The sequence below is a fragment of the Streptomyces mutabilis genome, from assembly GCF_014649815.1.
Classification (GTDB): Bacteria; Actinomycetota; Actinomycetes; order Streptomycetales; family Streptomycetaceae; genus Streptomyces; species Streptomyces mutabilis.
In genome coordinates, this window is the sequence record NZ_BMTT01000006.1 from 55,032 (window position 1) to 80,142 (window position 25,111).

The window sequence follows — 25,111 nt, forward strand, 5'->3', positions numbered from 1 at the left end:
ATCCTCGCTCACCCGGTGCCGCGCCCTCCAGCGGGTTTCATCCGCCCAGCAGCCCGTCCAGCACCTCGCGCAGCCCGGCCCGCACCTCCGTCAGATCCGGAACCTCGGCGTGGAAGGACCCGGCCACACAGCTGAACATCAGTCCGTCCGCCCAGGCGACCAGCGACAGCACGTGCCGGGCGGGGTGGGCCGAGCCCATGCCGGTGACCAGGGTGCCCAGTTGTTCCCGGAAGCGGGCGCCCGCCGCGTCGAAGTGGGCCCGCAGCTCCGGGCGGCGTGTGGCCTCCAGTGCCAGTTCGTAGCGCGCCAGGGTCAGCTCGCGGTTCCGGGTCAGCGCCCGGTGCGTGGCCAGCGCCAGCGCGTCCACCAGGGCGTCGAGCCCGGCCCGCGGGTCCGGCATCTCGTGCAGCGCCAGCACCCGTGCCTCCCGGTCGGCCAGGCGGCGCACCGCAAGTTCCAGCAGCGCCTGACGGGTCCGCGCGACGTTGGACGTGGAGCCCTGGGGGAGTCCGGCCGCCTCGTCGACCGCGCGATGTGTGAGCCCGCGCATCCCGCGCTCGGCGAGCAGGGAGAGAGCGGCGTCGGCGACGAGGTCGGCGCGGGAGGCGCCCGTGGGGGGCGCGGGGGATGCGGTGCTTGCGGACATGAAGGTCAACATACCGTCCTCACTACGGTTGTAGTACAGTCGAGGCGGGAATCTCACTACAGCTGTAGTGTCCGTGGCGAGTCGGAGAAGGGACGGAGCCATGACCGGTACCGGACGGGTGGTCGTGATCGGCGGCGGAATCGGGGGGCTGACCGCGGCGGCGGCCCTGCATCAGCGCGGACTGCGCGTCACCGTCCTGGAGCGGGCCGCCTCGCTCCAGCCGATCGGCGCGGCCATCTCCCTGTCGCCCAACGCGCTGCGGGCCCTCGACGTCATCGGGCTCGGCGACGAGATCCGCGGCCTCGCCGCCTGGCAGGGCGACGGGGGACTGCGCACACCGGGCGGACACTGGCTGTCCCGCTCGAACGCCGAGGCCGCAGCGGCACGCTTCGGCGGTCCGCTGGTGCTGCTGCACCGGGCCACGCTCATCGACCACCTAGCCGCGCGGCTGCCGGCGGACGCCGTCCGCACCGCCGCCGACGCGCGGCTCGCCGACCCCGGCGACCGCCACCGGCCGGCCAGGGTGCGCACTCCCGAGGGCGAGCTGGAGGCCGATCTGGTCGTCGCGGCCGACGGCATCCACTCCGCGGTGCGCGGCACGCTGTTCCCGCGCCATCCGGGAACCGTCTACTCCGGCTTCACCACATGGCGGGTGGTGGTTCCGCTCCCCGGCGCCGACTTCGCCTCGCACGAGACCTGGGGCCGGGGCCGCATCTGGGGCACGCACCCGCTCCAGGACGGCCGTGTCTACGCCTACGCCGCCGCCGTCGCACCGGTGGGCGGGCACGCGGCCGACGAGAGGGCGGAACTGCTGCACCGGTACGGCGACTGGCACGATCCCGTCCCCGCCGTCCTCGCCGCCGCCCGCCCCGAGGACGTCCTGCGCCACGACGTGCACCACATCGCCGAGCCGCTGCCCGCCTACCACGGCGGCAGGGTCGCCCTCGTCGGCGACGCCGCGCACGCCATGCCGCCGACCCTCGGCCAGGGCGGCAACCAGGCGATCGAGGACGCGATCGTTCTCGCGCACCACCACGACGACCTGGCCGCCTACACGGCCGCGCGCCTGCCCCGTACGACCGCCGTCGCCCGCCGGGCCGTGAAGGTGGCGCGCCTCAACCTGATGACCGGCCGGGCCGGTGTCGCCGTACGAGACGCCGTGATCGCCGCGCTCTCCAAGGCCGGGCCCGCACTGTTCCTGCGGAGCTTCGACGGCATCGCCGACTGGCGGCCCCCGCAGTCACCGTATGCTTCCCGGCAGGCCCAGGTCGGCGAGCGTTAGAGGAGCACCCCCGTGAAGGTCGGCGTCATCGGACTCGGCGACATCGCGCAGAAGGCCTACCTGCCGGTGCTCGCCGACCTGCCCGGGGTCGAACTGCACCTGCACACCCGTACCCCGGCCACGCTCACCCGGATCGGCGGGAAACTGCGCGTCCCGCCGGCACAGCTCCACGCCGACCTCGACGCACTCATCGCCGCGGGCCTCGACGCGGCCTTCGTGCACGCCCCGACGGCCGTTCACCCGCAGATCGTGACCCGGCTGCTCGAAGCCGGCGTCCCGACCTACGTCGACAAGCCGCTGGCCTACGAACTGGCCGACTCCGAGCGCCTGGTGGCCCTCGCCGAGGAGCGGGAGACCAGCCTCGCCGTCGGCTTCAACCGGCGCCACGCACCCGGATACGCGCAGTGCGCCGAGCACCCCCGCGAGCTGATCCTCATGCAGAAGAACCGCACCGGGCTGCCCGAGGACCCGCGCACCATGGTCCTCGACGACTTCATCCACGTCGTCGACACGCTCCGCTTCCTGGTGCCGGGCCCGGTCGACGACGTCACCGTGCGCGCCCGCGTCCAAGGCGGCCTGCTCCATCACGTCGTCCTGCAGCTCGCCGGGGACGGCTTCACCGCCCTCGGCGTCATGAACCGGCTCAGCGGCTCGGCGGAGGAGATCCTCGAGGTCTCCGGCCAGGACACCAAACGCCAGGTGGTCAACCTCGCCGAGGTGATCGACCACAAGGGCCAGCCGACCGTGCGGCGGCGCGGCGACTGGGTCCCGGTGGCCCGCCAGCGCGGCATCGAACAGGCGGTGCTCGCCTTCCTCGACGCCGTGCGCGCGGGCAAGGTGCTCAGTGCCCGGGACGCGCTGGAGACCCATGAGCTGTGCGAGCGGGTGGTGCGGGCGGTGGCGGAGCGCTCCGCCTGAGCACCACCGTCCGCACGCCCTCACCGATCCCCCAGACCGCCAGGATCAGCAGCGACGCGTGCAGCGTCCAGTCGCCGAAGCGGACGTACGGCGTGGTCCCGTGCGTGATCGGGGCCTCGTAGACCCGCGACTCGCTCGCGTCCGTGCCGAGCCACGACCCGATCCGCGCGCCGTTCGCGTCGTAGACCGCCGAGACGCCGGTCAGCGTGGAGTGGACCATCGGCCGGCCGGTCTCGGCGGCGCGCAGGGCGGCGAGTGAGGCGTGCTGTTCCGGCGCCCACGTGTGCTGGAAGGTCGACGTCGACGACTGGGCGAGCAGCACCTCGGCACCGTCGGCGGCGAGCCGGCGGCTCATGTCGGGGAACGCGCTCTCGAAGCACACCATCGGCCCGACCCGCAGTCCGTCCGCGACGTCCATCACCACCTGTTCGCTGCCCCGCCTGCGGTCCTCGCCCGCCGCCTCGCCCACGGACGTGGCCCAGCCCAGCAGGGAGCGTGCGGGGACGTACTCCCCGAAGGGGACGAGCCGCATCTTGTCGTACCGGTCACCGGTGGGGCCGTCGGGGTCGACGAGTACCGAGCTCTTGTAGATGCCGGGCTTGTCCGAGCGCCGTGCGTCCACGTTGACCAGGATGTCCGCGCCGGTCTCCCGCGACAGCGCCGCGAGGCGGCCGGCCAGGTCGGGCCGGTCGTTCAGGTCGAAGCCGACGCTGCTCTCGCCCCAGACGATCAGGTCGAGGTCCCGGTCGGCGAGCCGGCGGGTCAGCTGCTCCTCGCGGTCGAAGCGCCGCTCGGCACTGTCCGCGCCGGCGACGACGCCCGGCTGCACCAAGCCGATCGCCACGCGCTCACCGGCGTCGGGGCGCGGGGACCAGACCCAGGCGGCGGAGGTGGCGGCGGCGGTGGCCAGGAGCCCCGCGAGGGCGGGCACCCGGGCCCGGCGGACAGCGACGAGCACCGCTACGGCGACGTTGACGGCGACGACCAGGAAGCTCAGCAGCCATACCCCACCCACCGAGGCGAGGCGCAGCGCCGGCGCCACCTGCCACTGACTCGCGCCGAGCACGCCCCAGGGGCCGCCGAGCTCCTCCCAGGAGCGGACCAGTTCCACCGCCAGCCAGCCTGACGGCAACACCACGAGCGCCGCCGCCACCCGGCCGGCCGAGGGCACCCCGCCGAGCATCCGGCGCACCAGCCAGCCCCACGGCGCCCACAGCGCACCGAGCAGCGCCGCGATGACGAACGTGAACACGTGCAGGTTGGGCAGCAGCCAGTGGTGCATGGCCAGCATGAATCCGAAGCCGCCGCACCACCCGTCGTAAGCCGCGCGCTTCCCGCCCGGCGCGGTCAGGGCCAGCAGCAGCCAGGGCACCAGCGCGACCCAGGCCCACCACCACAGGGCCGGCCCCGGAAAGGCGAGCACGGGCAGCGCTCCGGCGAGCACGGCGGCGGCCGAGCGGCGCCACGGGGAGGTGAACCAGTGACCGAGCGTCTTCATGGGCGCCTCCCTACCCCGTGGTCTGTTAAGTGTGCGCGCTCGACGAGGGCGGATTCAGTTGATCACATCGGAATGTCACCACCCGGTGCGGCGTGACCTCGCCTAAGATGATCGATGATCGATCAAACTGGTCCTCGCGCCGCGTTCATCGCCGGAGGTAGCTCATGACACGTCCCATCACAGTGGTCACCGGAGGCAGCCGGGGGATCGGTGCCGCGACCTGTCTGCGGCTGGCGGCGGACGGACACGACGTCGTCGTGGGTTACCTGCGGGACTCCCGGGCCGCGGAGGCGGTCGTGTCGGGAGTGCGCGAGGCGGGCGGCCGTGGTCTCGCCTTGCGGGTGGACACCTCGGTAGAGGCCGACGTCGAGCGGCTTTTCGAGGTCGCGGAGGAACAGCTCGGTCCGGTGACGGGGCTGGTGAACAACGCGGCGGTGACCGGTCCGCTCGGGCGGCTCGCCGACAGCGACACCGCGACCCTGCGCTGGGTCCTCGACGTCAATCTGCTGGGCGTGCTGCTGTGCGCCAGGCGCGCCGCACAGCTGATGACCCCGCGGGGGGCCGGAGTGATCGTGAACGTGTCGTCGGGCGCCGCCACCATCGGCAGCCCGGGGGAGTACGTCCACTACGCGGCGACCAAGGCGGGCGTCGACGCCCTCACCCTGGGCCTGGCCAAGGAGCTCGGCCCGGACGGGATCCGCGTCAACGCCGTCGCCCCCGGGGTCACCGACACCGAGATGCACGCGGCCATGGGCGACCCGGAACGTGCCCGGCGGATGGGCGCGGCCGTCCCGATGGGCCGCCCCGGCCGGGCCGAGGAGATCGCCGCGGCGATCTCCTGGCTGATGTCGCCGGACGCCTCCTACACGACGGGGACGGTGCTGCGGGTGGCCGGCGGACGCTGATCCCCGGCCCGCGGCCGCTCAGGCAGCCTCGACGACCTCGCCGCGGATCGCGGTGGCCCATTCGACCACCAGCAGCTCGTACTCCACACGCTCCTGCGCCGACAGGGTCCCGCCCGCTCGCCGCCACAGGGCACGGATCTGATCGTTCAGCTCCGCCGCGGACCGCACGGAACCAGGAGTCACGGAATCGGGGGACATGCGGACAAGCCTAGGGGCAAGCACTGACAGTGCGCTACCGGACGGCTACACAGGCGGATCCGGCTCAGTGGGCCGACTCCGCGGCGTGCGGGCTCAGGACGCCCGCGAAGACCAGGACGATGATGACGATGCCCAGCGCGATGCGGTACCAGACGAACGGCATGAAGCTCTTGGTCGAGATGAACTTCATGAACCACGCGATCACCACGTACCCGGTGGCGAAGGCGATGATCGTCGCGAAGAGCGTCGGTCCCCAGGAGACGTGGTCGCTCTCCATCGCGTCGCTGAGCTCGAACAGACCGGACGCCAGCACCGCCGGGATGGCGAGCAGGAACGAGTACCGGGCCGCCGCCTCGCGCCGGTAGCCCATGAAGAGGCCACCGCTGATGGTCGCCCCGGAGCGGGAGACGCCGGGGATGAGGGCCATGGCCTGGCAGAGGCCGTAGATGAGACCGTCCCGGACGGTCAGGTCCGTCAGTTCCTTGCGCTGCTGCGGCGCGCGGTGCCGGCCGCCCTTCTCGTCCCGCGCGGCCATGCGGTCCGCGATGCCGATGATCACGCCGACGACGATCAGCATGGTCGCGGTGATCCGCAGGTCGCGGAACGGTCCCTCGATCTGGTCCTTCAGCGTGAGCCCCAGCACACCGATCGGGATGGAGCCGACGATCACCAGCCAGCCCATGCGGGCGTCGGGGTCGTGGCGCATCTCCTTGTCGGTCAGCGACCGCGTCCAGGCGGAGAGGATCCGCCCGATGTCCTTGCGGAAGTAGATGAGCACCGCGGCCTCGGTGCCGATCTGCGTGATCGCGGTGAACGCCGCGCCCGGGTCGTGCCAGCCGGAGAACGCCGCGGTCAGGCGCAGGTGCGCGCTGGAGGACACGGGAAGGAATTCGGTCAGCCCCTGGACGAGTCCGAGGATGAGTGATTCGAACCAAGACATGAGGTTACGGAGTCCAAGTGCCGGGCGAAAACGGGCATGGGCACACCGAACCGGCGTGCGGTGATCAGGATCAGGCGTGTCGAGGGGCAGCGTAGCGCCCCGAAGTGAAGATCAGCCCACAGGGGTGGAAACCCTCCCGGCAGGCCCCCGGGGCCGTCGACCGCGCCCCGCGACTGCCTCGCGCGACGCTCCGTCAGCGCCCCCGCAGCCGGTGCCGCTTGCGCCAGGCCACCACCGCACCCGCCAGCCCGGGCAGCGCGATGCAGGCCAGCGCGATCAGGAAGGCCGGCGAAGTCGGGGTCGAGGCACGGGCGCCGGCCACGACGTAGGCGGCGGTGTTGGGAATCGAACCGAGCCCCGTCGCCAGCAGGAAGGGCAGCAGCCCCATGCGGGAGACGGCCGCGCAGTAATTGGCGGCGGCGAACGGCACTCCGGGGAACAGGCGTGCCGCCAGCATCGAGCGGAAACCGTGCCGGCTGAGCTGGCCGTCCGCTGCCTTCAGCCACTTGCCCCGCAGCAGCGGACGCAGCGCGTCCTGGCCCAGCATCCGGCCCAGGCAGAAGGCGATCCCCGCGCCGAGCACCGTCCCCGCCAGCGCCGAGGCGAGCCCCAGTTGAGAGCCGAACAGGGCGCCGGCGGCCAGGTTCAGCAGCGGACGCGGCACGAACGCGACGGTGCACACGCCGTACGCCACCGCGTACGCGACGGCCGCCGCGACCCCGCCCAGCTGCGGAGGCCAGCCGTCGGTCAGCAACTGCTGCGGCTGGAACAGCAGCACCGCCGTCGCGGCGGAGGCCAGCAGCAGGACGAGCAGGGAGAGCCTGGACCAAGGAGAGAGCAGGATTCTCGTCACGCGCGCGGCGAAACCGGCCGGTGGGACAGACCCGCCCGCCGTGGCGACGGCGAGCTCTGCTGCGGCGGACCGGGGAGAGGCCGTGGCGGTGCCCCCAGAGCGGGTGGTGGCATCGAACATCCGGTGACACTAACCGACAAATGTGTGTGATCGCCGTACGGTGCGTCTCATGAGCGTCACAGCCGAGGAAACTCCGGGGGTGCCCCACAGCCCCTGAGCCGACACCGTAGGAGAGCGGCTGTCCACCCTGTACGGCGCCGCGGCCGATCCCGAACGGGCCGCGAGCGTGCGGGCGTACATGACGGGACGTCGCTCCCTTCGTGGGCCTGACCTCGCCCGTTCGCCGCGCACCTTCCCGCACCGTCCTGGAAGGCGCGGCCTGGTTGGCGGAGCCGGACCGGCGCCCCGCTGTCGGCGGCTGCCCGAGCGGGAGACCCGTACTTCGCCGTCGATCTCCTGCGCCGTCATGTGACGCATTGCTCTTCCGGATCCCCGTCCGTGTTCCGGCATCCGCATGCTCCACCACCCGCGCCGCAAGGAACGCACCGTCACCGACCGGCTCTTCGGCTGCTGCCTGCGCCAGTGCCGACGCGGCGACTTCTGCGTCGCGTGCGGGAGGCGCTGCGGAACACCGGCCGTGCGGTGACGGCCCGAACCACCCCGCCCGCCAAAACCATTCGACCCCGGACTCGGCGTCGGCGATGATCGGCGTCATGTTCCGGCATGCCTTCCACCTCGCAGCATCCGCGGTCGCGGATGCCCCGAAGGCTGCCGTCACCCTCTTCCCGGCAGCCGTCGACGGCGCCCGAAGCTGACCCTCCCCGGATCGTCCGGCGGACCCCGCAGGGGGAGGGTCGGCCAGTCACCCCTGGGGTCCCACCACCGCCACGAGGCTTCGAGGAACCGCCATGTCCAAGACGGCGTACGTCCGCACCAAACCGCACCTCAACATCGGCACGATGGGTCATGTCGACCACGGCAAGACCACCCTGACCGCCGCCATCACCAAGGTCCTCGCCGAGCGCGGCGCCGGTACCTTCGTGCCGTTCGACCGCATCGACCGCGCCCCCGAGGAGGCGGCGCGCGGCATCACCATCAACATCGCGCACGTCGAGTACGAGACCGACACCCGGCACTACGCCCACGTCGACATGCCGGGCCACGCCGACTACGTCAAGAACATGGTCACCGGGGCCGCACAGCTCGACGGGGCGATCCTGGTCGTCTCCGCGCTGGACGGGATCATGCCGCAGACCGCCGAACACGTCCTGCTGGCCCGGCAGGTGGGCGTCGACCACATCGTGGTCGCCCTCAACAAGGCCGACGCCGGCGACGAGGAGCTCACCGACCTCGTGGAGCTGGAGGTGCGCGAGCTGCTCACCGCGCACGGTTACGGCGGCGACGCCGTGCCCGTCGTACGGGTCTCCGGGCTGAAGGCCCTGGAGGGCGCCCCCCGGTGGACAGATTCCGTGGAGGCACTGCTCGACGCCGTGGACACGTACGTGCCCATGCCCGAGCGGTACCTGGACGCGCCGTTCCTGCTGCCGGTCGAGAACGTCCTCACCATCACCGGCCGCGGCACGGTCGTCACCGGCGCCGTCGAACGCGGCACCGTCCGCGTCGGCGACCGGGTCGAGGTGCTGGGCGCCTCCGTCGAGACGGTCGTCACCGGCCTGGAGACCTTCGGCAAGCCGATGGAGGAGGCGCAGGCCGGGGACAACGTGGCGCTCCTGCTGCGCGGTGTCTCCCGCGACACGGTGCGCCGGGGGCACGTGGTCGCCGCGCCCGGCAGTGTCGTCCCGGCGCGGCGCTTCCGGGCCCAGGTGTACGTGCTCTCGGCCCGTGAGGGCGGACGTTCGACGCCGGTCGCCACCGGGTACCGGCCGCAGTTCTACATCCGGACCGCCGACGTGGTCGGGAACGTGGACCTCGGCGAGGCGGGCGTCGCCCGGCCCGGGGAGACGGTCACGATGACGGTCGAGCTGGGGCGGGACGTGCCGCTCGAGACGGGACTCGGGTTCGCCGTCCGTGAGGGCGGCCGGACCGTGGGGGCGGGGACCGTGACCGCGGTCGGCTGAGGCCGGTCCTTGACACAATGGGCAGGTGAACGAAGCCATACCCGTCATGCGCGTCACCGACCACGGCACCGCCAAGCTCATGCCCGACGTCGACCGGGAACGGGCCTGGCTGCTCACCGTCGACGGGGCTCCGCAGTCCTACGTCGACCTGGCCGAGCCGGCGCACCTGGAGTTCGAGTACACGCGCCGGCTCGGCCACGTCCTGGACACGGTCGCCGAGCCGGGGCGTGCGCTGGACGTGCTGCACCTGGGCGGGGGCGCGTTCACCCTGCCCCGGTACCTGGCCGCGACCCGGCCCGGTTCCCGGCAGGACGTCGTGGAGGCCGACCGGGGGCTGCTGGATCTGGTCGCCGAGCACCTGCCGCTGCCGGACGGCTCGGGCATCACCGCGCACGGCGCCGATGCCCGGGCCTGGCTGGAGGCCGCCCCCGGGGACTCGGCCGACGTCCTGGTCGCCGACGTCTTCGGGGGCTCGCGGGTGCCCGCGCACCTGACCTCCGTCGGCTACGCCCGCCATGCGGCACGGGTGCTGCGCGCCGACGGCGTGTACGTGGCCAATCTGGCCGACGGAGCGCCGTTCGGATTCCTGCGGGGTCAACTGGCCACGTACGCCGCGTTCTTCCCGGAGTCGGCGATCATCGCCGAACCGGCTGTGCTGCGCGGGCGCCGGTTCGGCAACGTCGTCCTCGTCGCCGCGCACCGGCCCCTCGACACGGCGGCGCTGGCCCGGCTCGCCGCCGCCGACGCCTTCCCGGCCAGGGTCGAGTACGGGCCCGCGCTGCGGGACTTCACCGGCGACGCGCGGCCGGTGCGGGACCAGGAGGCCGTGCCGTCGCCCGTGCCTCCCGCCGGGGCGTTCGGCATCGGCTGAGCGCCGGGGACGGCGTCGCGCGACGGGTTCCTACGATTCGGTCGGCGGTTCCTCGGTGAGGCGGACGGTGCTCAGGATCTTCTGGATCGTGGCCTCCGGCACCTCCTCGTCGACGCCCTTGGCGCCGTACAGGTTCCAGGTGACGAAGTCGCCCGCGCCGTTCTTGAAGGCGAAGGTGATCGCCTTGCCCTCGGTGTCGCACTTGCCCTTCTGGGGCGTGCCCTGGGAGTACGCCGAGATGACGCTGCCCGCGAGGCCGGAGGTGGTGGTGTACGCCTTGGGCTTGCCGTACTTGACGCTCTTCTTGTCCGGCTGGGTGTAACCGCCGTAGATCCACCACGGCACCCGCGTCTCGGCCGCCATGTCCGCGTCCTTGGCGCCGTTCTCGCCGCGGGTACCGGCGGTGGCGAGGGCGGTGCTCTCCTTGCGGCCGTCCTTGTTCTCGTCGGTCGTGCACCACTCGGACTTGAGGTACGCCGGGGCGGTGACGGTGGTCCGTTCGGTCTCGCCGTCCTCTTCCCACTCGAAGCCGACGCTGGTGTCGGTGCTGTCGAGCTCCCAGTCGGCGGGCACGTCGAACATGGTGCCGAAGCGCGGATTGGCGACGACCTGCCAGCCGTCGATGGTCGCCTGCAGCTCACCGCCGCCGCGCGGGTTGTCCCCGGAGCCGGAAGCGCTCGGATCCGCTGACGGGGACCCCGACTTCCCGGCGGTCGCGGTCGGCGAGGGCTTCTTGTCCTTGCCGTCGTCGGCCTGGTCGTCCTCGTCACCGCCCAGCACCAGGAAGCCGGTGACTCCGGCGGCCACCACGACCGCGAGCGCCGCGACGATCGCGACCAGCTTCGTCCGGTTGCCGCCTCCGCCACCACCGCCGCCGGTGGCCGGCAGCGGAGCGGTGACGGGCTGCGGCGTGCTCCACTGCTGCTGCCCGTACGCGCCGGGCTGCTGTTGGTAGCCGGGCTGCTGATACGGATTCGGCTGCTGGTACCCCGGCTGCTGGTACGGATTGTTCTGCGGGTTCTGCTCGCCCCCGGGCGGCTGCTGTCCTGGCCACATGAGCAGTCACCCTAATGCCGCTCAGACACGATTCGGTCACTGCCCTTTGTCAGGGACGTACCGAACCGTGGCGAGGATGTTCCGGACGGTGCCGTCCGGCACCTCGTCGTCCACGTCGCACTTGCTTCCCTTCTCGACCCTGGACGACCGGGAGGTGGCGACGCTGCCCGCGATGCCGGACGTCGTGGTGAACGAGGTCACCGGTCCCGTCGTCACCTTGTCGCGCGCCGGCTGGGCGAAGGCCCCGTACACCCAGGCCGCCGAATCCTCGCGGGCGATCCCCTCGGTGCCGCGCGCACTGTCGTCGCCGCGCGAGCCTGCGCTCGCCAGGGGGTGTGATCGACCCGGCCGTCCCGGTCGCTGTCCGCCGCGCACCACTTCTCCTGGAGGACGGCCGGGGCCTTCATGGCGACCAGGGGTGTGTCCTCGGAATCGTCGTTCTCCGCCACGTAGGTGACCCAGGCGGGCGCCTGCGGCGACCAGAGGCCGGTACGTCGAAGGCAATGCCCGGTTCGCGATCGGTGACGACCCGCCAGCCCGCGACGGTCGGCCGTGGACCGTCCGCGCCGTTCGCCGGGTCGTCGACGGCGGACGCGGACGGCGAGGGGGCGGTGGGGCCGGGTCCGGCCCGGTCGTCCCCGCCGCCCGGGAGGACCGTGCCGGTGACGGCGGCGGCCACGACGACCGCGGCGGCCACGATCGCCACATCGCTGCGGCGTACGGGTTCGGGCCGCCGCGGGGCTGGTGCCGCCGGTGGCCGGGCTGCCGGTAGGGGCCGGGCTGCCGGTGGTCGGGTCCGCCGGCGGGCGGCTGCTGTCCTGGCCACATGATCGGCGAGCATTGGCGATCACACCGCAAGCCTGGCCCTCGTATGCTACTCACGGGTAACCTTCCGTCCATGAGCGCAGACCAGATGTCGACAGGCGAGTTGCTCGCCGCCACGGTGCCGATGGTCCGGACCATGAACCTCGAGTACCTGGAGACCACCCCGGAGAAGGCCGTACTGGCCCTGCCGGACCAGAGCGAGTACCGCAACCACGTCGGCGGACCGCACGCCGGAGCCATGTTCACGCTGGGCGAGTCGGCCAGCGGCGCGATCGTGCTGGCCGCCTTCGGCGACCAGCTCTCCCGCGCGGTACCGCTGCCGGTCAACGCGGAGATCGCCTTCAAGAAGATCGCGCTCGGCCCGGTCACGGCCACCGCGACGCTCGGCCGACCCGCCGCCGAGGTCGTGGCGGAACTGGACGCGGGCAACCGCCCCGAGTTCCCGGTCACCGTCGCCATCCAGCGGGAGGACGGCGCCGTCACCGGTGAGATGACTGTCACCTGGACCCTGCGCCCCAACCGCTGACGACTGGCGAACCGGTAGGCTTCCCGGGTCGCCTCCGTCGAGGCGACCCGGGAAGCGGTCAGGCCCACCCGGACCCCATCAGCGGGGGCGCGAATCGGAGGGTGTGGCGTTGCACGTCCAGGAGTGGCTCGACACGGTGCCCGCGGTGGCCGTGTACGCCGTGGTGGGTCTCGTCATCGGTCTGGAGAGTCTGGGCATCCCGTTGCCGGGCGAGATCATCCTGGTCTCGGCGGCCCTGCTCTCCTCCCAGCACGGCGGCGTCGACCCGCTCGTCCTGGGTGCCTGCGCCAGCGCGGGCGCGGTGGTCGGCGACTCCATCGGGTACGCCATCGGTCGCAAGGGCGGCCGGCCGCTGCTCGCCTGGCTGGGGAGGAAGTTCCCCAAGCACTTCAGCGAGGGCCACATCGCCACCGCGGAACGGTCCTTCCAGAAGTGGGGCATGTGGGCCGTGTTCTTCGGCCGCTTCGTCGCGCTCCTGCGCATCTTCGCGGGGCCGCTCGCCGGTGTGCTGCGGATGCCGTACTGGAAGTTCCTGATCGCCAACGTCCTCGGCGGCATCGTCTGGGCGGGCGGCACCACCGCCGTCATCTACTACGTCGGCGTCGTCGCCGAGTCCTGGCTGAAGCGCTTCTCGTGGCTGGGCCTGGTGCTGGCGGTCGTCATCGGCGTGACCTCGATGCTCGTCCTGAAGCGCAAGGCGGGCAAGGCCCAGCCGGTGACCGCCGGCGAGTGAGGCGGCCCAAGGGGGGCGCGGGGGCTGTGTCGAACTGCGGCTCCGCCGCGCGGGCGCGGGCAACCACAAGCAACCCTCGGGCGCGTCCTACCGACCGCCTCCCACCGCTCCCCGATGCTCCACAGCCAGCGCCGCGTACATCGTGCCGTTCAGCGTGACCCCCTGACGCTCCTCCTCCGTCAGCTCCCGCTTCACCCTCGCCGGCACCCCCGCGACCAGCGAGCCCGGCGGCACCCGCATCCCCTGCGGGACCAACGCCTGCGCCGCGACCAGCGAACCCGCGCCGATCACCGCGCCGTTCAGGACCGTGGCGCCCATGCCGATCAGACAGTCGTCCTCGACCGTCGCGCCGTGCACCACGGCGTTGTGCCCTATGGAGACCCGCTCGCCGACAGCGACGGGGAAGCCCGGGTCGGCGTGGAGCGTGCAGTTGTCCTGGACGTTGCTGTCCGCGCCGACGGAGATCCGCTCGACGTCGCCGCGCAGCACCGCCCCGTACCAGACGCTCGCGCCGGCGTGCAGCGTCACATCCCCGATGACCGAGGACGTCGGCGCCACGAAGGCCTCCGCGTCCACCTGGGGGTCCTTGCCGCCGATGCCCGTGATCAGCGCCTGCTGCGTCATCTTCGCCTCCTGCTCGGGTGGTGTAGGGCACCGTACGCCACCTGGTGGGGTGAAGATCACAGGCCTCCGCAGTCATGGCCGTACCGCACGCCGACTACCGTGAGTGGGTGCCGAAGCGCAAGAACACGTTCTCGTCCTGGACCGGTCGGCTCGCGCAGCGGGCCGTCCACGCGGGCTGGGCCTGGGTGCAGCGCACCGGCTCCGTCACCGCCGCCCACCCCGGACGCTTCCGCTTCGGCGCGCTGGGCACGGGCACCCGGCTCGCCTTCCCCCTCGGCACGGTCTTCGGCGAGCCCTGGATCCACGTCGGCTCCCACTGCATCATCGGCGAGCAGGTCACCCTGACCGCCGGCCTCATGCCCGACCTCGACCTCGGTCCCGAACCGATCCTGCGCATCGGCGACGGCGTCGTCCTGGGCCGCGGCAGCCACGTCATCGCGGACACCACGGTCACCATCGGCAGCGACTGCTACTTCGGCCCGTACGTCTACGTCACCTCCACCAACCACTCCTACGACGACCCGCACCAGCCCATCGGCAAGCAGTGGCCCCGGATGGACCCGGTGGAGATCGGCCCCGGCTGCTGGATCGGCACCGGCGCGGTGATCCTGCCCGGCGCGCGCGTCGGCCGGAACGTGGTGGTGGCCGCCGGCGCCGTGGTCCGGGGCACGGTCCCCGACCACGCCGTGGTGGCGGGCGCCCCCGCCCGCGTCGTGCGGCGCTGGACGTCCGACGACGGCTGGCAGCCGCCACTGCGGACCCCGGCCCCAGTGCCGATCCCCGACGGGATCACGCCGGGACAGCTGAGGGCGCTGTCGGCGCTGGACGACGAGGCGGTGGCCCGGCTCGCCGGGCTGGACGACCGGTCGGCGGCGGGGAAGTCGGCGGAGCCGGCGGGCGAGGGCTGAGCGTCGGGGCGCCTGGCAGTACAGTTCGGTGAACGTTCGGGTGCGGCCTGGCCGACGGTGGTCCGGGGGACGGCACCGCGTCGTCCGGACCAGTGAACCAACGCATGGACGGAATGTGGCGGACCTCGACCTGCTGACCCAGTCCCTGGCGCGCAACGTCAGGCGCTGGCGCTCCGAGCGCGGCTTCACCCTGGAGGCGCTCGCCGCGCGGGCGGGTGTCAGCCGCGGCATGCTCATCCAGATCGAGCAGGCCCGCACCAACCCCAGCCTCGGCACGGTCGTGAAGGTCGGCGACGCGCTCGGCGTCAGCATCACCACCCTCCTCGACTTCGAGCAGGGGCCCACGGTCCGCGTCGTCCCCGCCGAGCAGGCGGTACGGCTCTGGCACACGGACGCCGGCAGTTTCAGCCGGCTGCTCGCCGGGGTGGAGGCGCCCGGGCCGCTGGAGATGTGGGAGTGGCGGCTGATGCCGGGCGAGAGCAGCCCGTCCGACCCGCACCCCACCGGCACGGTCGAGCTGGTGCACGTCACCGCCGGGGAACTCATGCTCACCGTCGACGGCGTGGCGCACCGCGTCCCGGCGGGCGCGAGCGCCTCCTTCGAGTCCGACACCCCCCACACCTACGGCAACGAGGGCGACGCACCGATGGAAATGATCATGGCGGTCTCGGTGCCGCCCGTCCGCTGAGACGACCGTCCGTCGTGGCGCCCGCCGTTGCTAGCGTGCGGCCATGCACGCACCCATCGGAAACTTCGACAGTGTCGAGCCCGCCCCGGACGCCCTCGACGAACTGACCCGGCCGGTCGCCGACGCCGTACGCCACTGGCGCGGCAGCGTCCCCGCCGACCAGATCGTCTACGTCGACACCGAGCCGGAGTGGGCCGACACCGCCACCTTCGTCGAGCACTACGGCCGCGAGCTGCTCGAACAGTCCGCCAACTGCGTCGTGGTCACCGGCAAGCGGGGCGGCGGCACGACGCTCGCCGCCTGCGTGGTCCTCTCCACCACCCGGGTCGACGTCAACGGCGTCGTGCGCCGCCACCTCGGCGCCCGCAAGGCCTCGTTCGCACCGATGGACACGGCGACCGGCGAGACCGGCATGGAGTACGGCGGCATCACCCCCGTCGGCCTGCCCGCCGACTGGCCCGTACTGGTGGACTCCGCCGTCGTCGACCTGCCGTACGTCCTCGTCGGCAGCGGACGCCGGCGCGGCAAGCTGCTGGTGCCGGGCAAGGCGTTCGCCGAGCTGCCGGGGGCCGTGGTCCTGGAAGGGCTCGGCGTCGCCTGACCGCTCACGCGCCGGCGTGGTGGGCGAGCGCCAGATGCGGGTCGGTCTCGCCGGGGACCGGTGCCGGATCGGCGTGGACCAGGGCCGCGGTCAGCCGCGGCACGGCGTGCAGCAGGGCGTGCTCGGCCTCCACGGTGATGCGGTGGGCCCGGCGGACGTCACCTCACCGTCCACCATCAGGGCGACCTCGGCGCGCAGCCGGTGCCCGATCCAGCGCAGCCGCAGCTCACCCACCCCGCGGACGCCGGGGACCTCATCCAGTACCCGCTCGGCACGGTCCGCCAGGGCCGGATCGACGGCGTCCATCAAGCGCCGGAACACCTCGCGGGCCGCGTCGCGCAGGACCAGCGTGATCGCGGCCGTGATCGCCAGCCCCACGACCGGGTCGGCGAGGCGCCATCCCAGCGCCGCGCCGGCGGCGCTCAGCAGCACGGCCAGTGACGTGAAGCCGTCCGTGCGGGCGTGCAGTCCGTCGGCGACCAGCGCGGCGGAGCCGATCTCGCGGCCCACCCGGATCCGGTACCGGGCCACCCACTCGTTACCGGTGAAACCGGCCAGGGGGCCGCTGCGCGGATGTCTCAGCCCGACGTACGGATGCCGAGGTACTGCTCGGCGAACGCGGTCGCCGCGACCGCTGAGGTGAATAGGCGGCGCATCCGGGCGACCGCGGCACCCGCCCGGTACGGGTCGCCCGACGCCGTGCCGTGGTACAGCTCCGCAAGCCACTGGGAGAACTCCTGGTAGTCCCACGCCTGGGCGACGCACGCGGCCGAGTAACCGGACAGTCCCGTGTCGTCGCCCCTGCTGAGGTGTGCGACCAGTGCGTCACCGAGCAGGAAGGCGTCGTGCAGGGCGAGGTTCAGGCCCTTGGCGGCGATGGGCGCGGTGAGGTGGGCCGCGTCCCCGGCCAGGAAGAGCCGCCCGCAGACCATGGGCTCCACGACGTAACCGTGCATGTCCAGGACCCGCTTCTCGATGAGCCGCCCCTCCTCGAGCGGCCGCGCGCCCGACGCGGCGAGCCGTCGGCGCAGCTGGGTCCAGATCCTGTCGTGGGACCAGTTGTCCGGGTCGTCGCCCGGCGGGCACTGGAGGTAGTACCGGGTCACCTCGGGGCTGCGCGCCATGTGGCCGGCGAAGCCGCTCGGGTGCATGCCGAACACGACGCAGTCCGAGGAGGGCGGGGCCTCGGCGAGGAGCGCCAGCCAGCCGACGCCGTAGTCGTGGCGAGCCGTGCGGACCCGCCCGGACGGAAGCGCCGCACGCGTCACCCCGCGCGCACCGTCGCAACCCGCGACGAACGCGGCCTGCACGACCCGCCGTTCACCGGAGTCGGGGCACACGTACGACACCGAGGGCCGGTCCGACTCCAGCCCGTGCAGGCGGACGCCGCGGACACCGAAGCGGATCCGCCCGCCCCGCACGTCCGCGTACTCGCGCACCAGGTCCGTCACCAGGAACTGCTGCGGGTAGATGTAATGGTGAGAACCGGTCAGCGCGGTGTACTCGAACCGGTGCCGCTCCCCGGCGAACCGGACCTCGAACGCGGTGTGCCGCTGCGCCCGCTCCAGCAGGACCCGAGCGAGCCCGCGCCGCTCCAGGCCCCGCACGGCCCACTCCTCGATGACCCCGGCCCGGGGCCGCCGCTCGATGAACGCACGGGTCTCGGTCTCCAGGACCAGGCAGTCGATCCCGGCGGCCCGCAGGATGTTGCCGACGGTGAGGCCGGCGGGTCCGGCGCCGACCACGACGACCGGGACGCGTTGTGAGGCACCCGAGTCGGTCTCGGGGGTGGCTGCGGTCACCTGGACATTATGTCGGCGGCGCGCGGCTCAGGGGGAGAGCCGGGCGGCGGAAGCGGCCGGGCTCAGCCGAGCCGGGGGATCTCGATGGCGGGGCAGCGGTCCATCACCATCTCCAGGCCCGCCCCCCGGGTCCGCTCGTAGGCGGCCTCGTCGATCACGCCGAGCTGGAACCAGACGGCCGCGGCGCCCTTCGCGGCCGCCTCGTCGGCGACCGCTCCGGCCAGCTCGCTGTTGACGAAGACGTCCACGACGTCCACGTCGAAGGGGATGTCCGCGAGGGAGGCGTAACCCTGCTCGCCGTGCACCGTCTCCGCCTTGGGGTGGACGGGTACGACACGCTTGCCGAACCGCTGCAGCACCTCGGCGACGCCGTACGCCGCGCGCTGCCGGTTGGACGACAGGCCGACCACGGCCCAGGTGTCGCCGAGCTCGGTGAGGATCTTGCGGACGGTTGCCTCGTCGCCGTGCACCGGCGGCCTCCTTGGACTCCTGGACGACTCGCGTGTCGGGCCTTCCGGTGGGACAACGGACGGCGCCGCCACGGGATTCCCGAGCGGTGGGAGGGGCGGGATCCGCGTGCGGCGGGGGAGGACCGGTGAGCGCGCCCCGCTGCGGCCCGGCCCCATCCCGCCTACGCTCGCCCCGTGCTGCGCATCATCGACGCCCGAACCGGACAGCCCGTACCCGCCACCCCTGCCCGGCGGAGCCCGACCCGCGTCCAGGCCCACGCGCCGGGCCCCGGGACGGCCGGCCTGCGCGTACTGCTCGTCGCCGACCTGCTGATCCGCACCCTGGAACTCGACGGCACCCCCGCGTGGGCGCTGCTGTCCGACGCGGACGACGAGGCCCGGCTGCGCGAGGAGGCGACCGCCCTCGGCATCCGCCCCTTCGAGGACGCCGGTGCCTCCGGCCGGGGCGTCGGCCGGACCGTGCACGTGGTGCACGAGGGCGGTGCCGCTCCGGAGGGCACGACGGTCGCGGTGGCCCCCGCGGACCCGCCCACACTCGACCTCTCCGATCCCGACGCCCTGCGTCTCGCCCTGCTGGAGCGGCACCACCACGCGCGCGTGCGGCTCGATCCGGCCGCGCTGGACCAGGCGCGGGACACCCTCGCCCGCTGGCGCCGGGCGGTCGCCGCCTGGGCACGGCAGCCGTCGCGCCCCGTCCCCGGCGAGGTGCGCGACCGGCTGCGGGCCGCCTGGGAGGACGACGTGGACGCGCCCGGGGTACTGCGGGTCCTGCGCCAGGTGGAGACCGACCCCGGCCTGCGCGACGGAGCCCGGTTCGAGACGTACGCCTACGCCGACCGGTTCCTCGGCCTCCACCTCGCCCGGGACGTCGGGGCCCCGGAGTGACCGCGGTCACCGTCCCCGGCCGGGACGACCGCGCCGAAGGGCGGGACCCGGCGAGCGCATAGGCTGGCCGGATGCAGGACGAGTACCGCACGGTCGCCCGCGCGGGTGTGCACGAAACCGAGATCAACCGCTCCCGTTTCCTGTGCGCCCTAGCCCCGGCCGCCACCGAGCAGGAGGCCCAGGAGTTCATCGCGAGCGTGCGCAAGGAGCACGCCGACGCCACCCACAACTGCTGGGCGTACGTCATCGGCGCCGACGCCGCCGTCCAGAAGGCGAGCGACGACGGCGAACCGGGAGGCACCGCGGGCGTCCCGATGCTCCAGATGCTGCTGCGCCGCGACATGCGGTACGTCGTCGCCGTCGTCACCCGGTACTACGGCGGCGTCAAGCTCGGTGCGGGCGGCCTCATCCGCGCCTACGGCGGCGCGGTCGGCGAGGCCCTGGACGACCTCGGCACGCTCACCCGCCGCCGGTTCCGCCTGGCCACGGTGACCGTAGACCACCAGCGGGCCGGGAAGCTCCAGAATGACCTGCGCACGGCCGGACGCGCGGTGCGCGACGTCCGCTACGCCGAGTCCGTCACCATCGAGATCGGCCTCCCCGAGGGCGACGTGGACACCTTCCGGGCATGGCTCGCGGACGCCACCGCGGGATCGGCCGGCTTCGAACTGGGCGGAGAGGAGTACGGGGACGCCTGACGGAAGACCGGGCAAAGACCCCTGCACCGGCTGGTCGAGAACGCCGGACCCCCTCCCGGTCTCCGCGGCTTCGACGGGCCGCTGCCCCGTACCGTGCTCCCCGGCTCTCAGCCGAAGAGGTCCATGGCATCCGCCAAGGAGCCGTCGGAGGAGGAGCGGGCCCGCATCGGTCGCGGCTCCGGGTAGGTCGCCGTCGCGGCCCTCGCGCGGACGATCTCCGGCCCGCCGCACGCCGCGACGGCGAAGGCGCCGAAAACCTCGGCGAACGCGCCCGGGTCGCGGAACTCCACGCCGAACGCCCGACCGTCCAGAAGCGGCACCCACACCACCCGGTCGAACCGTCCCCACTCCAGCACCGGCTGGTCGTCCGCGGTCGACCGCCCCTCCAGCCAGAGCCGTGCCACGTGCAGCAGGTTCACCTCCTGCATCGGCCGCCTGCGCCGCACACGCAGTTCACGCGTCGTCAGCGTGACCCGCTGGTCCTTCTTCGCGTACCAGACGACACCGACCCCGAACGGCACCCACAGCAGGATCCCGATCAACGGCCAGACCAGAGCGTCGCCCCACGACCGGAGCAGTCCGCCGTCCAACAGGTACAGGCCCCCGAAGAGCAGCACCCACTTCGCCGTCATCCGCCAGAACCCGGTGCCCTGCCGGTACAGGACCCGCCGCTTCCTCGTCATCGTCATGCCCGCACGCTATCCACCGCCCCGCGCCTCCCGGCAGAGTCGGCTGTCCGTCGAAGACGCGCGGACTTCGAAGTGCCCCCACCGGTTCGTCCCTGCGAGTCGGTGCCGGGGAGGCAGGGTGATCCGAGGCGAGTGGTGGATCAGGGGGCGGCATACGTTAGCGTGGCAAGCGTTGATGGCGAGCCTCGTGCTGGTTCGTGCTGGTCCTGGAAGTGCAGTGGGGGTAACCGTGCAGCTCAGAGCGATTTCATGAAATTGCTGCACACTTCCGACTGGCATCTCGGCCGGGCGTTCCACCGGGTGAGCATGCTCGGTGCCCAGGCCGGGTTCATCGATCACCTCGTCGAGACCGTGCGCGAGCACGGCGTCGACGTCGTGCTCGTGTCGGGAGACGTGTACGACCGTGCGGTGCCGCCGCTCGCCGCGGTCGAGCTGTTCGACGACGCCCTGCACCGACTCGCCGGCCTCGGCGTGCCCACGGTGATGATCTCCGGGAACCACGACTCGGCCCGCCGCCTCGGCGTCGGAGCCGGGCTCATCGGCCGCGCCGGCATCCACCTGCGCACCGACCCGGCGGGGTGCGGGACCCCGGTGGTGCTCCACGACGCCCACGGCGACGTGGCCTTCTACGGCCTGCCCTACCTCGAACCGGCCCTTGTGAAGGCCGAGTTCGGCGTGGACAAGGCGGGCCACGAGGCCGTGCTCACGGCCGCCATGGACCGGGTCCGCGCCGACCTCGCCACGCGTCCGACGGGCACCCGTTCCGTCGTCCTCGCGCACGCCTTCGTCACCGGCGGCGAGCAGAGCGACAGCGAGCGGGACATCACCGTCGGCGGAGTGGCCGCCGTGCCCTCCGGTGTCTTCGACGGCGTCGACTACGTGGCGCTCGGCCACCTCCACGGCTGCCAGACCCTCACCGAGCGCGTCCGCTACTCCGGCTCCCCGCTGCCGTACTCCTTCTCGGAGGCCGCGCACCGCAAGAGCATGTGGCTCGTCGACCTGGACGCCGACGGATCGGTCACCGCCGAACGCCTCGACTGCCCCGTGCCGCGCCCGCTGGCCCGGCTGCGCGGCACCCTGGACGACCTGCTCGCCGACCCCGAGCTCGCCGCGCACGAGGACGCGTGGGTCGAGGCGACCCTCACCGACCCGGTCCGCCCGGCCGACCCCATGGCCCGGCTGGCCGAACGCTTTCCGCATACCCTGAGTCTCGTCTTCGACCCCGAGCGCCCCCCGGACGACCCCGCGGTGTCCTACGCGCGGCGTCTCGCGGGCCGCAGCGACCAGGAGATCGCCGAGGACTTCGTGGCCCACGTCCGCGGCGCCGGCCCCGACGGACACGAACGGACCGTACTGCGGGACGCCTTCGACGCGGTGCGTGCCGACGACAGCCTGCGGGAGGCCAGGTGAGGCTCCACCGGCTCGACATCACGGCCTTCGGGCCCTTCGGCGGATCGCAGAGCGTCGACTTCGACGAACTGTCGGCGGCCGGACTCTTCCTGCTTCACGGACCGACCGGCGCCGGCAAGACATCCGTCCTGGACGCCGTCTGCTACGCGCTGTACGGCTCGGTGCCCGGCGCGCGCCAGAGCGGTCAGGGCTCGGCCCTGCGCAGCGACCACGCCGACGTCCGTACGCGCACCGAGGTGCGCCTCGAGCTCACCGTCGCCGGACGGCGGCTGGAGGTCACCCGGCAGCCGCCCTGGGAGCGGCCCAAGCTGCGCGGCAAGGGCACGACCGTGGACAAGGCCCAGACCTGGCTGCGCGAATACGACGCGGGCGCCGGCACCTGGAAGGATCTCAGCCGCTCCCACCAGGAGATCGGCGAGGAGATCACGCAGCTGCTCGGCATGAGCCGCGAGCAGTTCTGCCAGGTCGTGCTCTTGCCGCAGGGCGACTTCGCACGCTTCCTGCGCGCCGACGCGGAGGCCCGCGGCAAGCTGCTCGGCCGGCTCTTCGACACCCGGCGCTTCGCCGAGGTCGAGAAGCGCCTCGCGGAGCGGCGCCGCGCGACCGAGACGCAGGTGCGCGAGGGGGACGCCGCCCTGCTGGCCGACGCCCACCGGATGCAGCAGGCCGCCGGTGACGCCATGGAGTTGCCGGAGCAGGTACCGGGCGAGCCGGGACTGGCCGAGGCCGTGCTCACCGCGGCCGCCGTCGCCCGCTGCACGGCCCGGGAGCTGCTCGACATCGCCGACCGGCGACTCACCGCCGCCGAGTCCGCCCAGGTCGCCGCCGAGCGCGACCTGGCCGGCGTACGGGAACTGGACCGGCTGCAGCGGCGCTTCGCGGAGGCGAGGGAGCGGGCGGCGCGGCTGGCCGAGCGGGCCGACGCCCACCGCGCGGCGCAGGAACGCATGGAACGGGGGCGGAAGGCCGGAACAGTGGCCCCGGCCCTGGAGCTGCGGGACGCCGCCGATGCCGAACACCGGCGGGCGGCCCACGCGGAGGCACGCGCGCGTGCCCGGCTGCCGCAGGAGCTGGCGGACGCGGCCACGGCGGGCCTCGCCGCCGCCGCGCGCCGGGCCGCGCAGGAACTGGGTGGCCTCGAATCGGCCCGGCGGGCCGAACAGCGCCTCGTCGAGCTGACCGAGGAGCGGGCCGAACTGGATCGCCAGGAACGCGCCGACGAGGACACCCTGCACGAGGCGGAGGCCTGGCTGGCCGGGTGGGAGACGGCCCGCGACCGGCTCCAGGCACGCGTCAAGGACGCCCAGGAGGCCGCGACCCGCGCCGAACAGCTCGCCGTACAGCGCGACCCGGCCCAGTGCCGGCTGAAGGCCGCCCGGCAGCGGGACCGGTTCGCCCTGGACACGGAGGAGACCGGGCGGCAGGCACTCGTCTCGGCCGAGCGAGCCGTCGAGGCCCGTGCCCACTGGCTCGACTTCAAGGAACAGCGGCTGCACGGCATCGCCGCCGAACTCGCCGCCGACCTCACCGACGGCGCACCGTGCGCGGTGTGCGGGGCCACCGAACATCCGGCCCCCGCCCGGAAGACCGCCGGGCATGTCGACCGCGAGGCGGAGGAGCGCGCGCTCGCCGCATACCAGGAGGCCGAGCAGCGCCGCGCGGAGGCCGAACAGCGCCTGGGCACCGTACGGGAGGCACTGGCCGCCGCCACCGCGGAGGCCGGGGACGTGCCCACCGCGCGACTGGCCGAGCAGGCCGAGGAACTGGAGCGGCTGTACGCGGCCGCACGGGCCACTGCCTCCGGACTGCACGCCGCGCAGGAGGAGCTGCGCCGGGCGGAGCAGGAGCGTGAACGGCGCATCGCCGCCCAGCAGCAGGCCGCCGTCCGAGCCGCGTCCCGGGTCGCCAACCGGGAACGGCTGGAGACGGAACGGGCGGCGCTGGAGGAGGAACTGGTGCGTGCCCGCGGCACCGCCGGCAGTGTGGCGGCCCGGGCCACACAGCTCGAGCGCCGGGCCGCGTCGCTCACCGAGGCCGCCGACACCTCGCGAGTCGCCGAGGACACGGCGCAGCGACTCAAGGACGCCGACGCACGCCTGGCCGACGCCGCCTCCCGTGCGGGCTTCCACACCCCGCGCGAGGCCGCCGCCGCCCGGCTCGACGACGCCGCCCACCGCGAACTGCAACGCCGGCTCGACGCCTGGGACGCGGAGGAGGCCGCCGTCCGCGCGGTCCTCACCGAGGCCGACACCGCCGCGGCGGCCCAGCGCCCGCCCGCCGACGCGGCCGCGGCGGAACGCACCGCCGCCGAAGCCGGCCGGCGGCTGCGCGAGGCCGCCTCGGCCCGCGACGCCGCCGCCCGGCGCTGCGCCGAGCTGGAGCGGCTGTCCGCCCGCGCCACCGCGGCTGCGCGCCGGATCGCCCCGCTGCGCCGGGAGCACGAGCGCGTCGTCCGCCTCGCCACCCTCACCGCGGGCACCTCGGCGGAGAACGAACGCCGGATGCGCCTGGAGTCCTACGTGCTGGCGGCCCGCCTCGAACAGGTCGCCGCCGCCGCGACCGCCCGCCTTCAGCGCATGTCCTCCGGCCGCTACACCCTCGTCCACTCCGACGACCGCACCGGACGCGGACGCAGCGGCCTCGGGCTGCACGTCGTCGACGCCTGGACCGGTCGCGAGCGCGACACGGCCACGTTGTCCGGCGGCGAGACGTTCTTCGCCTCGCTCGCTCTCGCGCTCGGTCTCGCCGACGTCGTCACGGACGAGGCCGGTGGCGTCCGCCTGGACACCCTCTTCATCGACGAGGGCTTCGGCAGCCTCGACGACCAGACCCTCGACGAGGTCCTGGACGTCCTCGACGCACTGCGCGAGCGGGACCGCAGCGTCGGCATCGTCAGCCATGTCGCCGACCTGCGCCGGCGCATCCACGCCCAACTGGAGGTCGTGAAGGGGCGGTCGGGGTCGGTACTGCGGCAGCGGGGCACCGGCTGAAGGGTCCCGGCGGCCGC

At 73.4% G+C, this 25,111-nt stretch carries 26 protein-coding genes and 1 pseudogene; 15 read left to right on the top strand and 12 right to left on the bottom strand.

The window, feature by feature from the left end; all coding sequences use genetic code 11:
• Positions 1 to 37: 37 nt before the first annotated feature.
• Positions 38 to 646, bottom strand: a complete 609-nt coding sequence (locus tag IE142_RS15070) for a TetR/AcrR family transcriptional regulator (RefSeq protein ID WP_043377260.1) — start codon at positions 644 to 646, stop codon at positions 38 to 40.
• A 100-nt stretch (positions 647 to 746) separates the two neighbouring features.
• Here IE142_RS15070 and IE142_RS15075 point away from each other — a divergent pair, with 100 nt between their 5' ends.
• Entirely contained in the window at positions 747 to 1,928 is a 1,182-nt protein-coding gene (locus tag IE142_RS15075) for an FAD-dependent monooxygenase (protein WP_191886242.1), read from the top strand.
• Positions 1,929 to 1,940: 12 nt separating this feature from the next.
• On the top strand, positions 1,941 to 2,846 hold the full coding sequence (locus IE142_RS15080) for a Gfo/Idh/MocA family protein (protein ID WP_191886243.1): 906 nt from the start codon (positions 1,941 to 1,943) through the stop codon (positions 2,844 to 2,846).
• On the opposite strand, the gene lnt is transcribed toward IE142_RS15080, so the two are convergent.
• Positions 2,770 to 4,344, bottom strand: a complete 1,575-nt coding sequence (gene lnt / locus IE142_RS15085; protein WP_191886244.1) for an apolipoprotein N-acyltransferase — start codon at positions 4,342 to 4,344, stop codon at positions 2,770 to 2,772. The two genes, IE142_RS15080 and lnt, sit on opposite strands and share 77 nt — an antisense overlap.
• Positions 4,345 to 4,508: 164 nt before the next feature.
• Between lnt and IE142_RS15090 the strand changes: the two genes are divergently transcribed.
• A complete protein-coding gene (locus IE142_RS15090; protein WP_191886245.1) occupies positions 4,509 to 5,249 on the top strand; it encodes an SDR family NAD(P)-dependent oxidoreductase in 741 nt (246 codons plus the stop codon).
• A gap of 18 nt (positions 5,250 to 5,267) precedes the next feature.
• On the opposite strand, the gene IE142_RS15095 is transcribed toward IE142_RS15090, so the two are convergent.
• From IE142_RS15095 to IE142_RS15105, 3 genes are all read right to left on the bottom strand, one after another.
• Positions 5,268 to 5,447 carry a hypothetical protein gene (locus IE142_RS15095; RefSeq protein ID WP_071528784.1) on the bottom strand — a complete coding sequence of 60 codons (180 nt, stop codon included), beginning with the start codon at positions 5,445 to 5,447 and terminating at the stop codon, positions 5,268 to 5,270.
• Between the two features lie 64 nt (positions 5,448 to 5,511).
• Positions 5,512 to 6,387 carry an undecaprenyl-diphosphate phosphatase gene (locus IE142_RS15100; RefSeq protein WP_043375418.1) on the bottom strand — a complete coding sequence of 292 codons (876 nt, stop codon included), beginning with the start codon at positions 6,385 to 6,387 and terminating at the stop codon, positions 5,512 to 5,514.
• A gap of 193 nt (positions 6,388 to 6,580) precedes the next feature.
• Entirely contained in the window at positions 6,581 to 7,360 is a 780-nt protein-coding gene (locus IE142_RS15105) for a TVP38/TMEM64 family protein (protein ID WP_191886246.1), read from the bottom strand.
• A 394-nt stretch (positions 7,361 to 7,754) separates the two neighbouring features.
• Between IE142_RS15105 and IE142_RS37520 the strand changes: the two genes are divergently transcribed.
• From IE142_RS37520 to IE142_RS15115, 3 genes are all read left to right on the top strand, one after another.
• Positions 7,755 to 7,886, top strand: a complete 132-nt coding sequence (locus IE142_RS37520; protein WP_306432554.1) for a hypothetical protein — start codon at positions 7,755 to 7,757, stop codon at positions 7,884 to 7,886.
• Between the two features lie 262 nt (positions 7,887 to 8,148).
• Positions 8,149 to 9,318 carry an elongation factor Tu gene (gene tuf, locus IE142_RS15110; RefSeq protein ID WP_191886247.1) on the top strand — a complete coding sequence of 390 codons (1,170 nt, stop codon included), beginning with the start codon at positions 8,149 to 8,151 and terminating at the stop codon, positions 9,316 to 9,318.
• 25 nt (positions 9,319 to 9,343) lie between these two features.
• Complete coding sequence (locus tag IE142_RS15115; RefSeq protein WP_191886248.1) at positions 9,344 to 10,189, top strand: spermidine synthase; 846 nt, start codon at positions 9,344 to 9,346, stop codon at positions 10,187 to 10,189.
• Positions 10,190 to 10,219: 30 nt separating this feature from the next.
• On the opposite strand, the gene IE142_RS15120 is transcribed toward IE142_RS15115, so the two are convergent.
• Positions 10,220 to 11,245, bottom strand: a complete 1,026-nt coding sequence (locus tag IE142_RS15120; RefSeq protein WP_191886249.1) for a DUF8017 domain-containing protein — start codon at positions 11,243 to 11,245, stop codon at positions 10,220 to 10,222.
• Positions 11,246 to 11,281: 36 nt separating this feature from the next.
• Positions 11,282 to 11,620 carry a DUF8017 domain-containing protein gene (locus tag IE142_RS36645; protein ID WP_229830529.1) on the bottom strand — a complete coding sequence of 113 codons (339 nt, stop codon included), beginning with the start codon at positions 11,618 to 11,620 and terminating at the stop codon, positions 11,282 to 11,284.
• A 538-nt stretch (positions 11,621 to 12,158) separates the two neighbouring features.
• Between IE142_RS36645 and IE142_RS15130 the strand changes: the two genes are divergently transcribed.
• Positions 12,159 to 12,596 carry a DUF4442 domain-containing protein gene (locus IE142_RS15130; protein WP_191886472.1) on the top strand — a complete coding sequence of 146 codons (438 nt, stop codon included), beginning with the start codon at positions 12,159 to 12,161 and terminating at the stop codon, positions 12,594 to 12,596.
• Positions 12,597 to 12,705: 109 nt separating this feature from the next.
• Positions 12,706 to 13,329 carry a DedA family protein gene (locus tag IE142_RS15135; protein WP_191886473.1) on the top strand — a complete coding sequence of 208 codons (624 nt, stop codon included), beginning with the start codon at positions 12,706 to 12,708 and terminating at the stop codon, positions 13,327 to 13,329.
• An 87-nt stretch (positions 13,330 to 13,416) separates the two neighbouring features.
• Here IE142_RS15135 and IE142_RS15140 read toward each other — a convergent pair whose 3' ends face one another.
• Positions 13,417 to 13,953 (bottom strand): gamma carbonic anhydrase family protein, encoded by a 537-nt coding sequence (locus IE142_RS15140; RefSeq protein ID WP_191886250.1) that lies wholly within the window; start codon positions 13,951 to 13,953, stop codon positions 13,417 to 13,419.
• 107 nt (positions 13,954 to 14,060) lie between these two features.
• Here IE142_RS15140 and IE142_RS15145 point away from each other — a divergent pair, with 107 nt between their 5' ends.
• From IE142_RS15145 to IE142_RS15155, 3 genes are all read left to right on the top strand, one after another.
• Complete coding sequence (locus tag IE142_RS15145; RefSeq protein ID WP_191886474.1) at positions 14,061 to 14,861, top strand: acyltransferase; 801 nt, start codon at positions 14,061 to 14,063, stop codon at positions 14,859 to 14,861.
• Positions 14,862 to 14,976: 115 nt separating this feature from the next.
• A complete protein-coding gene (locus tag IE142_RS15150; protein ID WP_043375435.1) occupies positions 14,977 to 15,549 on the top strand; it encodes a helix-turn-helix domain-containing protein in 573 nt (190 codons plus the stop codon).
• A 43-nt stretch (positions 15,550 to 15,592) separates the two neighbouring features.
• Positions 15,593 to 16,150, top strand: coding sequence for a YbaK/EbsC family protein (locus tag IE142_RS15155; protein ID WP_191886251.1), 558 nt, complete (start codon positions 15,593 to 15,595; stop codon positions 16,148 to 16,150).
• Between the two features lie 4 nt (positions 16,151 to 16,154).
• Here the strand turns inward: IE142_RS15155 and IE142_RS15160 are convergent.
• The 3 genes and pseudogenes from IE142_RS15160 to IE142_RS15170 all read right to left on the bottom strand — a co-directional run.
• Positions 16,155 to 16,708: pseudogene (locus tag IE142_RS15160) on the bottom strand (cation diffusion facilitator family transporter); the annotation flags it as partial.
• A 20-nt stretch (positions 16,709 to 16,728) separates the two neighbouring features.
• On the bottom strand, positions 16,729 to 17,952 hold the full coding sequence (locus IE142_RS15165) for a 4-hydroxybenzoate 3-monooxygenase (RefSeq protein ID WP_191886252.1): 1,224 nt from the start codon (positions 17,950 to 17,952) through the stop codon (positions 16,729 to 16,731).
• 62 nt (positions 17,953 to 18,014) lie between these two features.
• Complete coding sequence (locus tag IE142_RS15170) at positions 18,015 to 18,422, bottom strand: CoA-binding protein (protein ID WP_191886253.1); 408 nt, start codon at positions 18,420 to 18,422, stop codon at positions 18,015 to 18,017.
• Positions 18,423 to 18,596: 174 nt separating this feature from the next.
• Here IE142_RS15170 and IE142_RS15175 point away from each other — a divergent pair, with 174 nt between their 5' ends.
• Together IE142_RS15175 and IE142_RS15180 are read left to right on the top strand one after the other, a co-directional pair.
• Positions 18,597 to 19,307, top strand: a complete 711-nt coding sequence (locus IE142_RS15175) for a hypothetical protein (RefSeq protein ID WP_191886254.1) — start codon at positions 18,597 to 18,599, stop codon at positions 19,305 to 19,307.
• A 71-nt stretch (positions 19,308 to 19,378) separates the two neighbouring features.
• Positions 19,379 to 20,005, top strand: a complete 627-nt coding sequence (locus IE142_RS15180; protein ID WP_191886255.1) for a YigZ family protein — start codon at positions 19,379 to 19,381, stop codon at positions 20,003 to 20,005.
• A gap of 107 nt (positions 20,006 to 20,112) precedes the next feature.
• Here the strand turns inward: IE142_RS15180 and IE142_RS15185 are convergent, their stop codons facing one another.
• Positions 20,113 to 20,694 (bottom strand): hypothetical protein, encoded by a 582-nt coding sequence (locus IE142_RS15185; protein ID WP_191886256.1) that lies wholly within the window; start codon positions 20,692 to 20,694, stop codon positions 20,113 to 20,115.
• A 249-nt stretch (positions 20,695 to 20,943) separates the two neighbouring features.
• On the opposite strand from IE142_RS15185, the gene IE142_RS15190 reads away from it, so the two are divergent.
• Positions 20,944 to 22,104: an exonuclease SbcCD subunit D gene (locus IE142_RS15190; RefSeq protein ID WP_191886257.1), complete on the top strand. Its 1,161-nt coding sequence runs from the start codon at positions 20,944 to 20,946 to the stop codon at positions 22,102 to 22,104.
• A complete protein-coding gene (locus tag IE142_RS15195; protein ID WP_191886258.1) occupies positions 22,101 to 25,094 on the top strand; it encodes an AAA family ATPase in 2,994 nt (997 codons plus the stop codon). Before IE142_RS15190 ends, IE142_RS15195 begins: the two co-directional genes overlap by 4 nt.
• The last annotated feature ends 17 nt before the right edge of the window (positions 25,095 to 25,111 follow it).

Excerpts from the sequence above, each read along its gene's own strand:
- IE142_RS15155 (WP_191886251.1), top strand. The coding sequence starts at position 15,593 with ATGCACGCACCCATCGGAAACTTCGACAGTGTCGAGCCCGCCCCGGAC.
- IE142_RS15190 (WP_191886257.1), top strand. The coding sequence starts at position 20,944 with ATGAAATTGCTGCACACTTCCGACTGGCATCTCGGCCGGGCGTTCCAC.
- IE142_RS15180 (WP_191886255.1), top strand. The coding sequence starts at position 19,379 with ATGCAGGACGAGTACCGCACGGTCGCCCGCGCGGGTGTGCACGAAACC.
- IE142_RS15185 (WP_191886256.1), bottom strand. The coding sequence starts at position 20,694 with ATGACGATGACGAGGAAGCGGCGGGTCCTGTACCGGCAGGGCACCGGG.
- lnt (WP_191886244.1), bottom strand. The coding sequence starts at position 4,344 with ATGAAGACGCTCGGTCACTGGTTCACCTCCCCGTGGCGCCGCTCGGCC.
- IE142_RS15090 (WP_191886245.1), top strand. The coding sequence starts at position 4,509 with ATGACACGTCCCATCACAGTGGTCACCGGAGGCAGCCGGGGGATCGGT.
- IE142_RS15105 (WP_191886246.1), bottom strand. The coding sequence starts at position 7,360 with ATGTTCGATGCCACCACCCGCTCTGGGGGCACCGCCACGGCCTCTCCC.
- IE142_RS15140 (WP_191886250.1), bottom strand. The coding sequence starts at position 13,953 with ATGACGCAGCAGGCGCTGATCACGGGCATCGGCGGCAAGGACCCCCAG.
- IE142_RS37520 (WP_306432554.1), top strand. The coding sequence starts at position 7,755 with ATGCTCCACCACCCGCGCCGCAAGGAACGCACCGTCACCGACCGGCTC.
- IE142_RS15120 (WP_191886249.1), bottom strand. The coding sequence starts at position 11,245 with ATGTGGCCAGGACAGCAGCCGCCCGGGGGCGAGCAGAACCCGCAGAAC.
- IE142_RS15100 (WP_043375418.1), bottom strand. The coding sequence starts at position 6,387 with ATGTCTTGGTTCGAATCACTCATCCTCGGACTCGTCCAGGGGCTGACC.
- tuf (WP_191886247.1), top strand. The coding sequence starts at position 8,149 with ATGTCCAAGACGGCGTACGTCCGCACCAAACCGCACCTCAACATCGGC.
- IE142_RS15095 (WP_071528784.1), bottom strand. The coding sequence starts at position 5,447 with ATGTCCCCCGATTCCGTGACTCCTGGTTCCGTGCGGTCCGCGGCGGAG.
- IE142_RS15130 (WP_191886472.1), top strand. The coding sequence starts at position 12,159 with ATGTCGACAGGCGAGTTGCTCGCCGCCACGGTGCCGATGGTCCGGACC.
- IE142_RS15070 (WP_043377260.1), bottom strand. The coding sequence starts at position 646 with ATGTCCGCAAGCACCGCATCCCCCGCGCCCCCCACGGGCGCCTCCCGC.
- IE142_RS15075 (WP_191886242.1), top strand. The coding sequence starts at position 747 with ATGACCGGTACCGGACGGGTGGTCGTGATCGGCGGCGGAATCGGGGGG.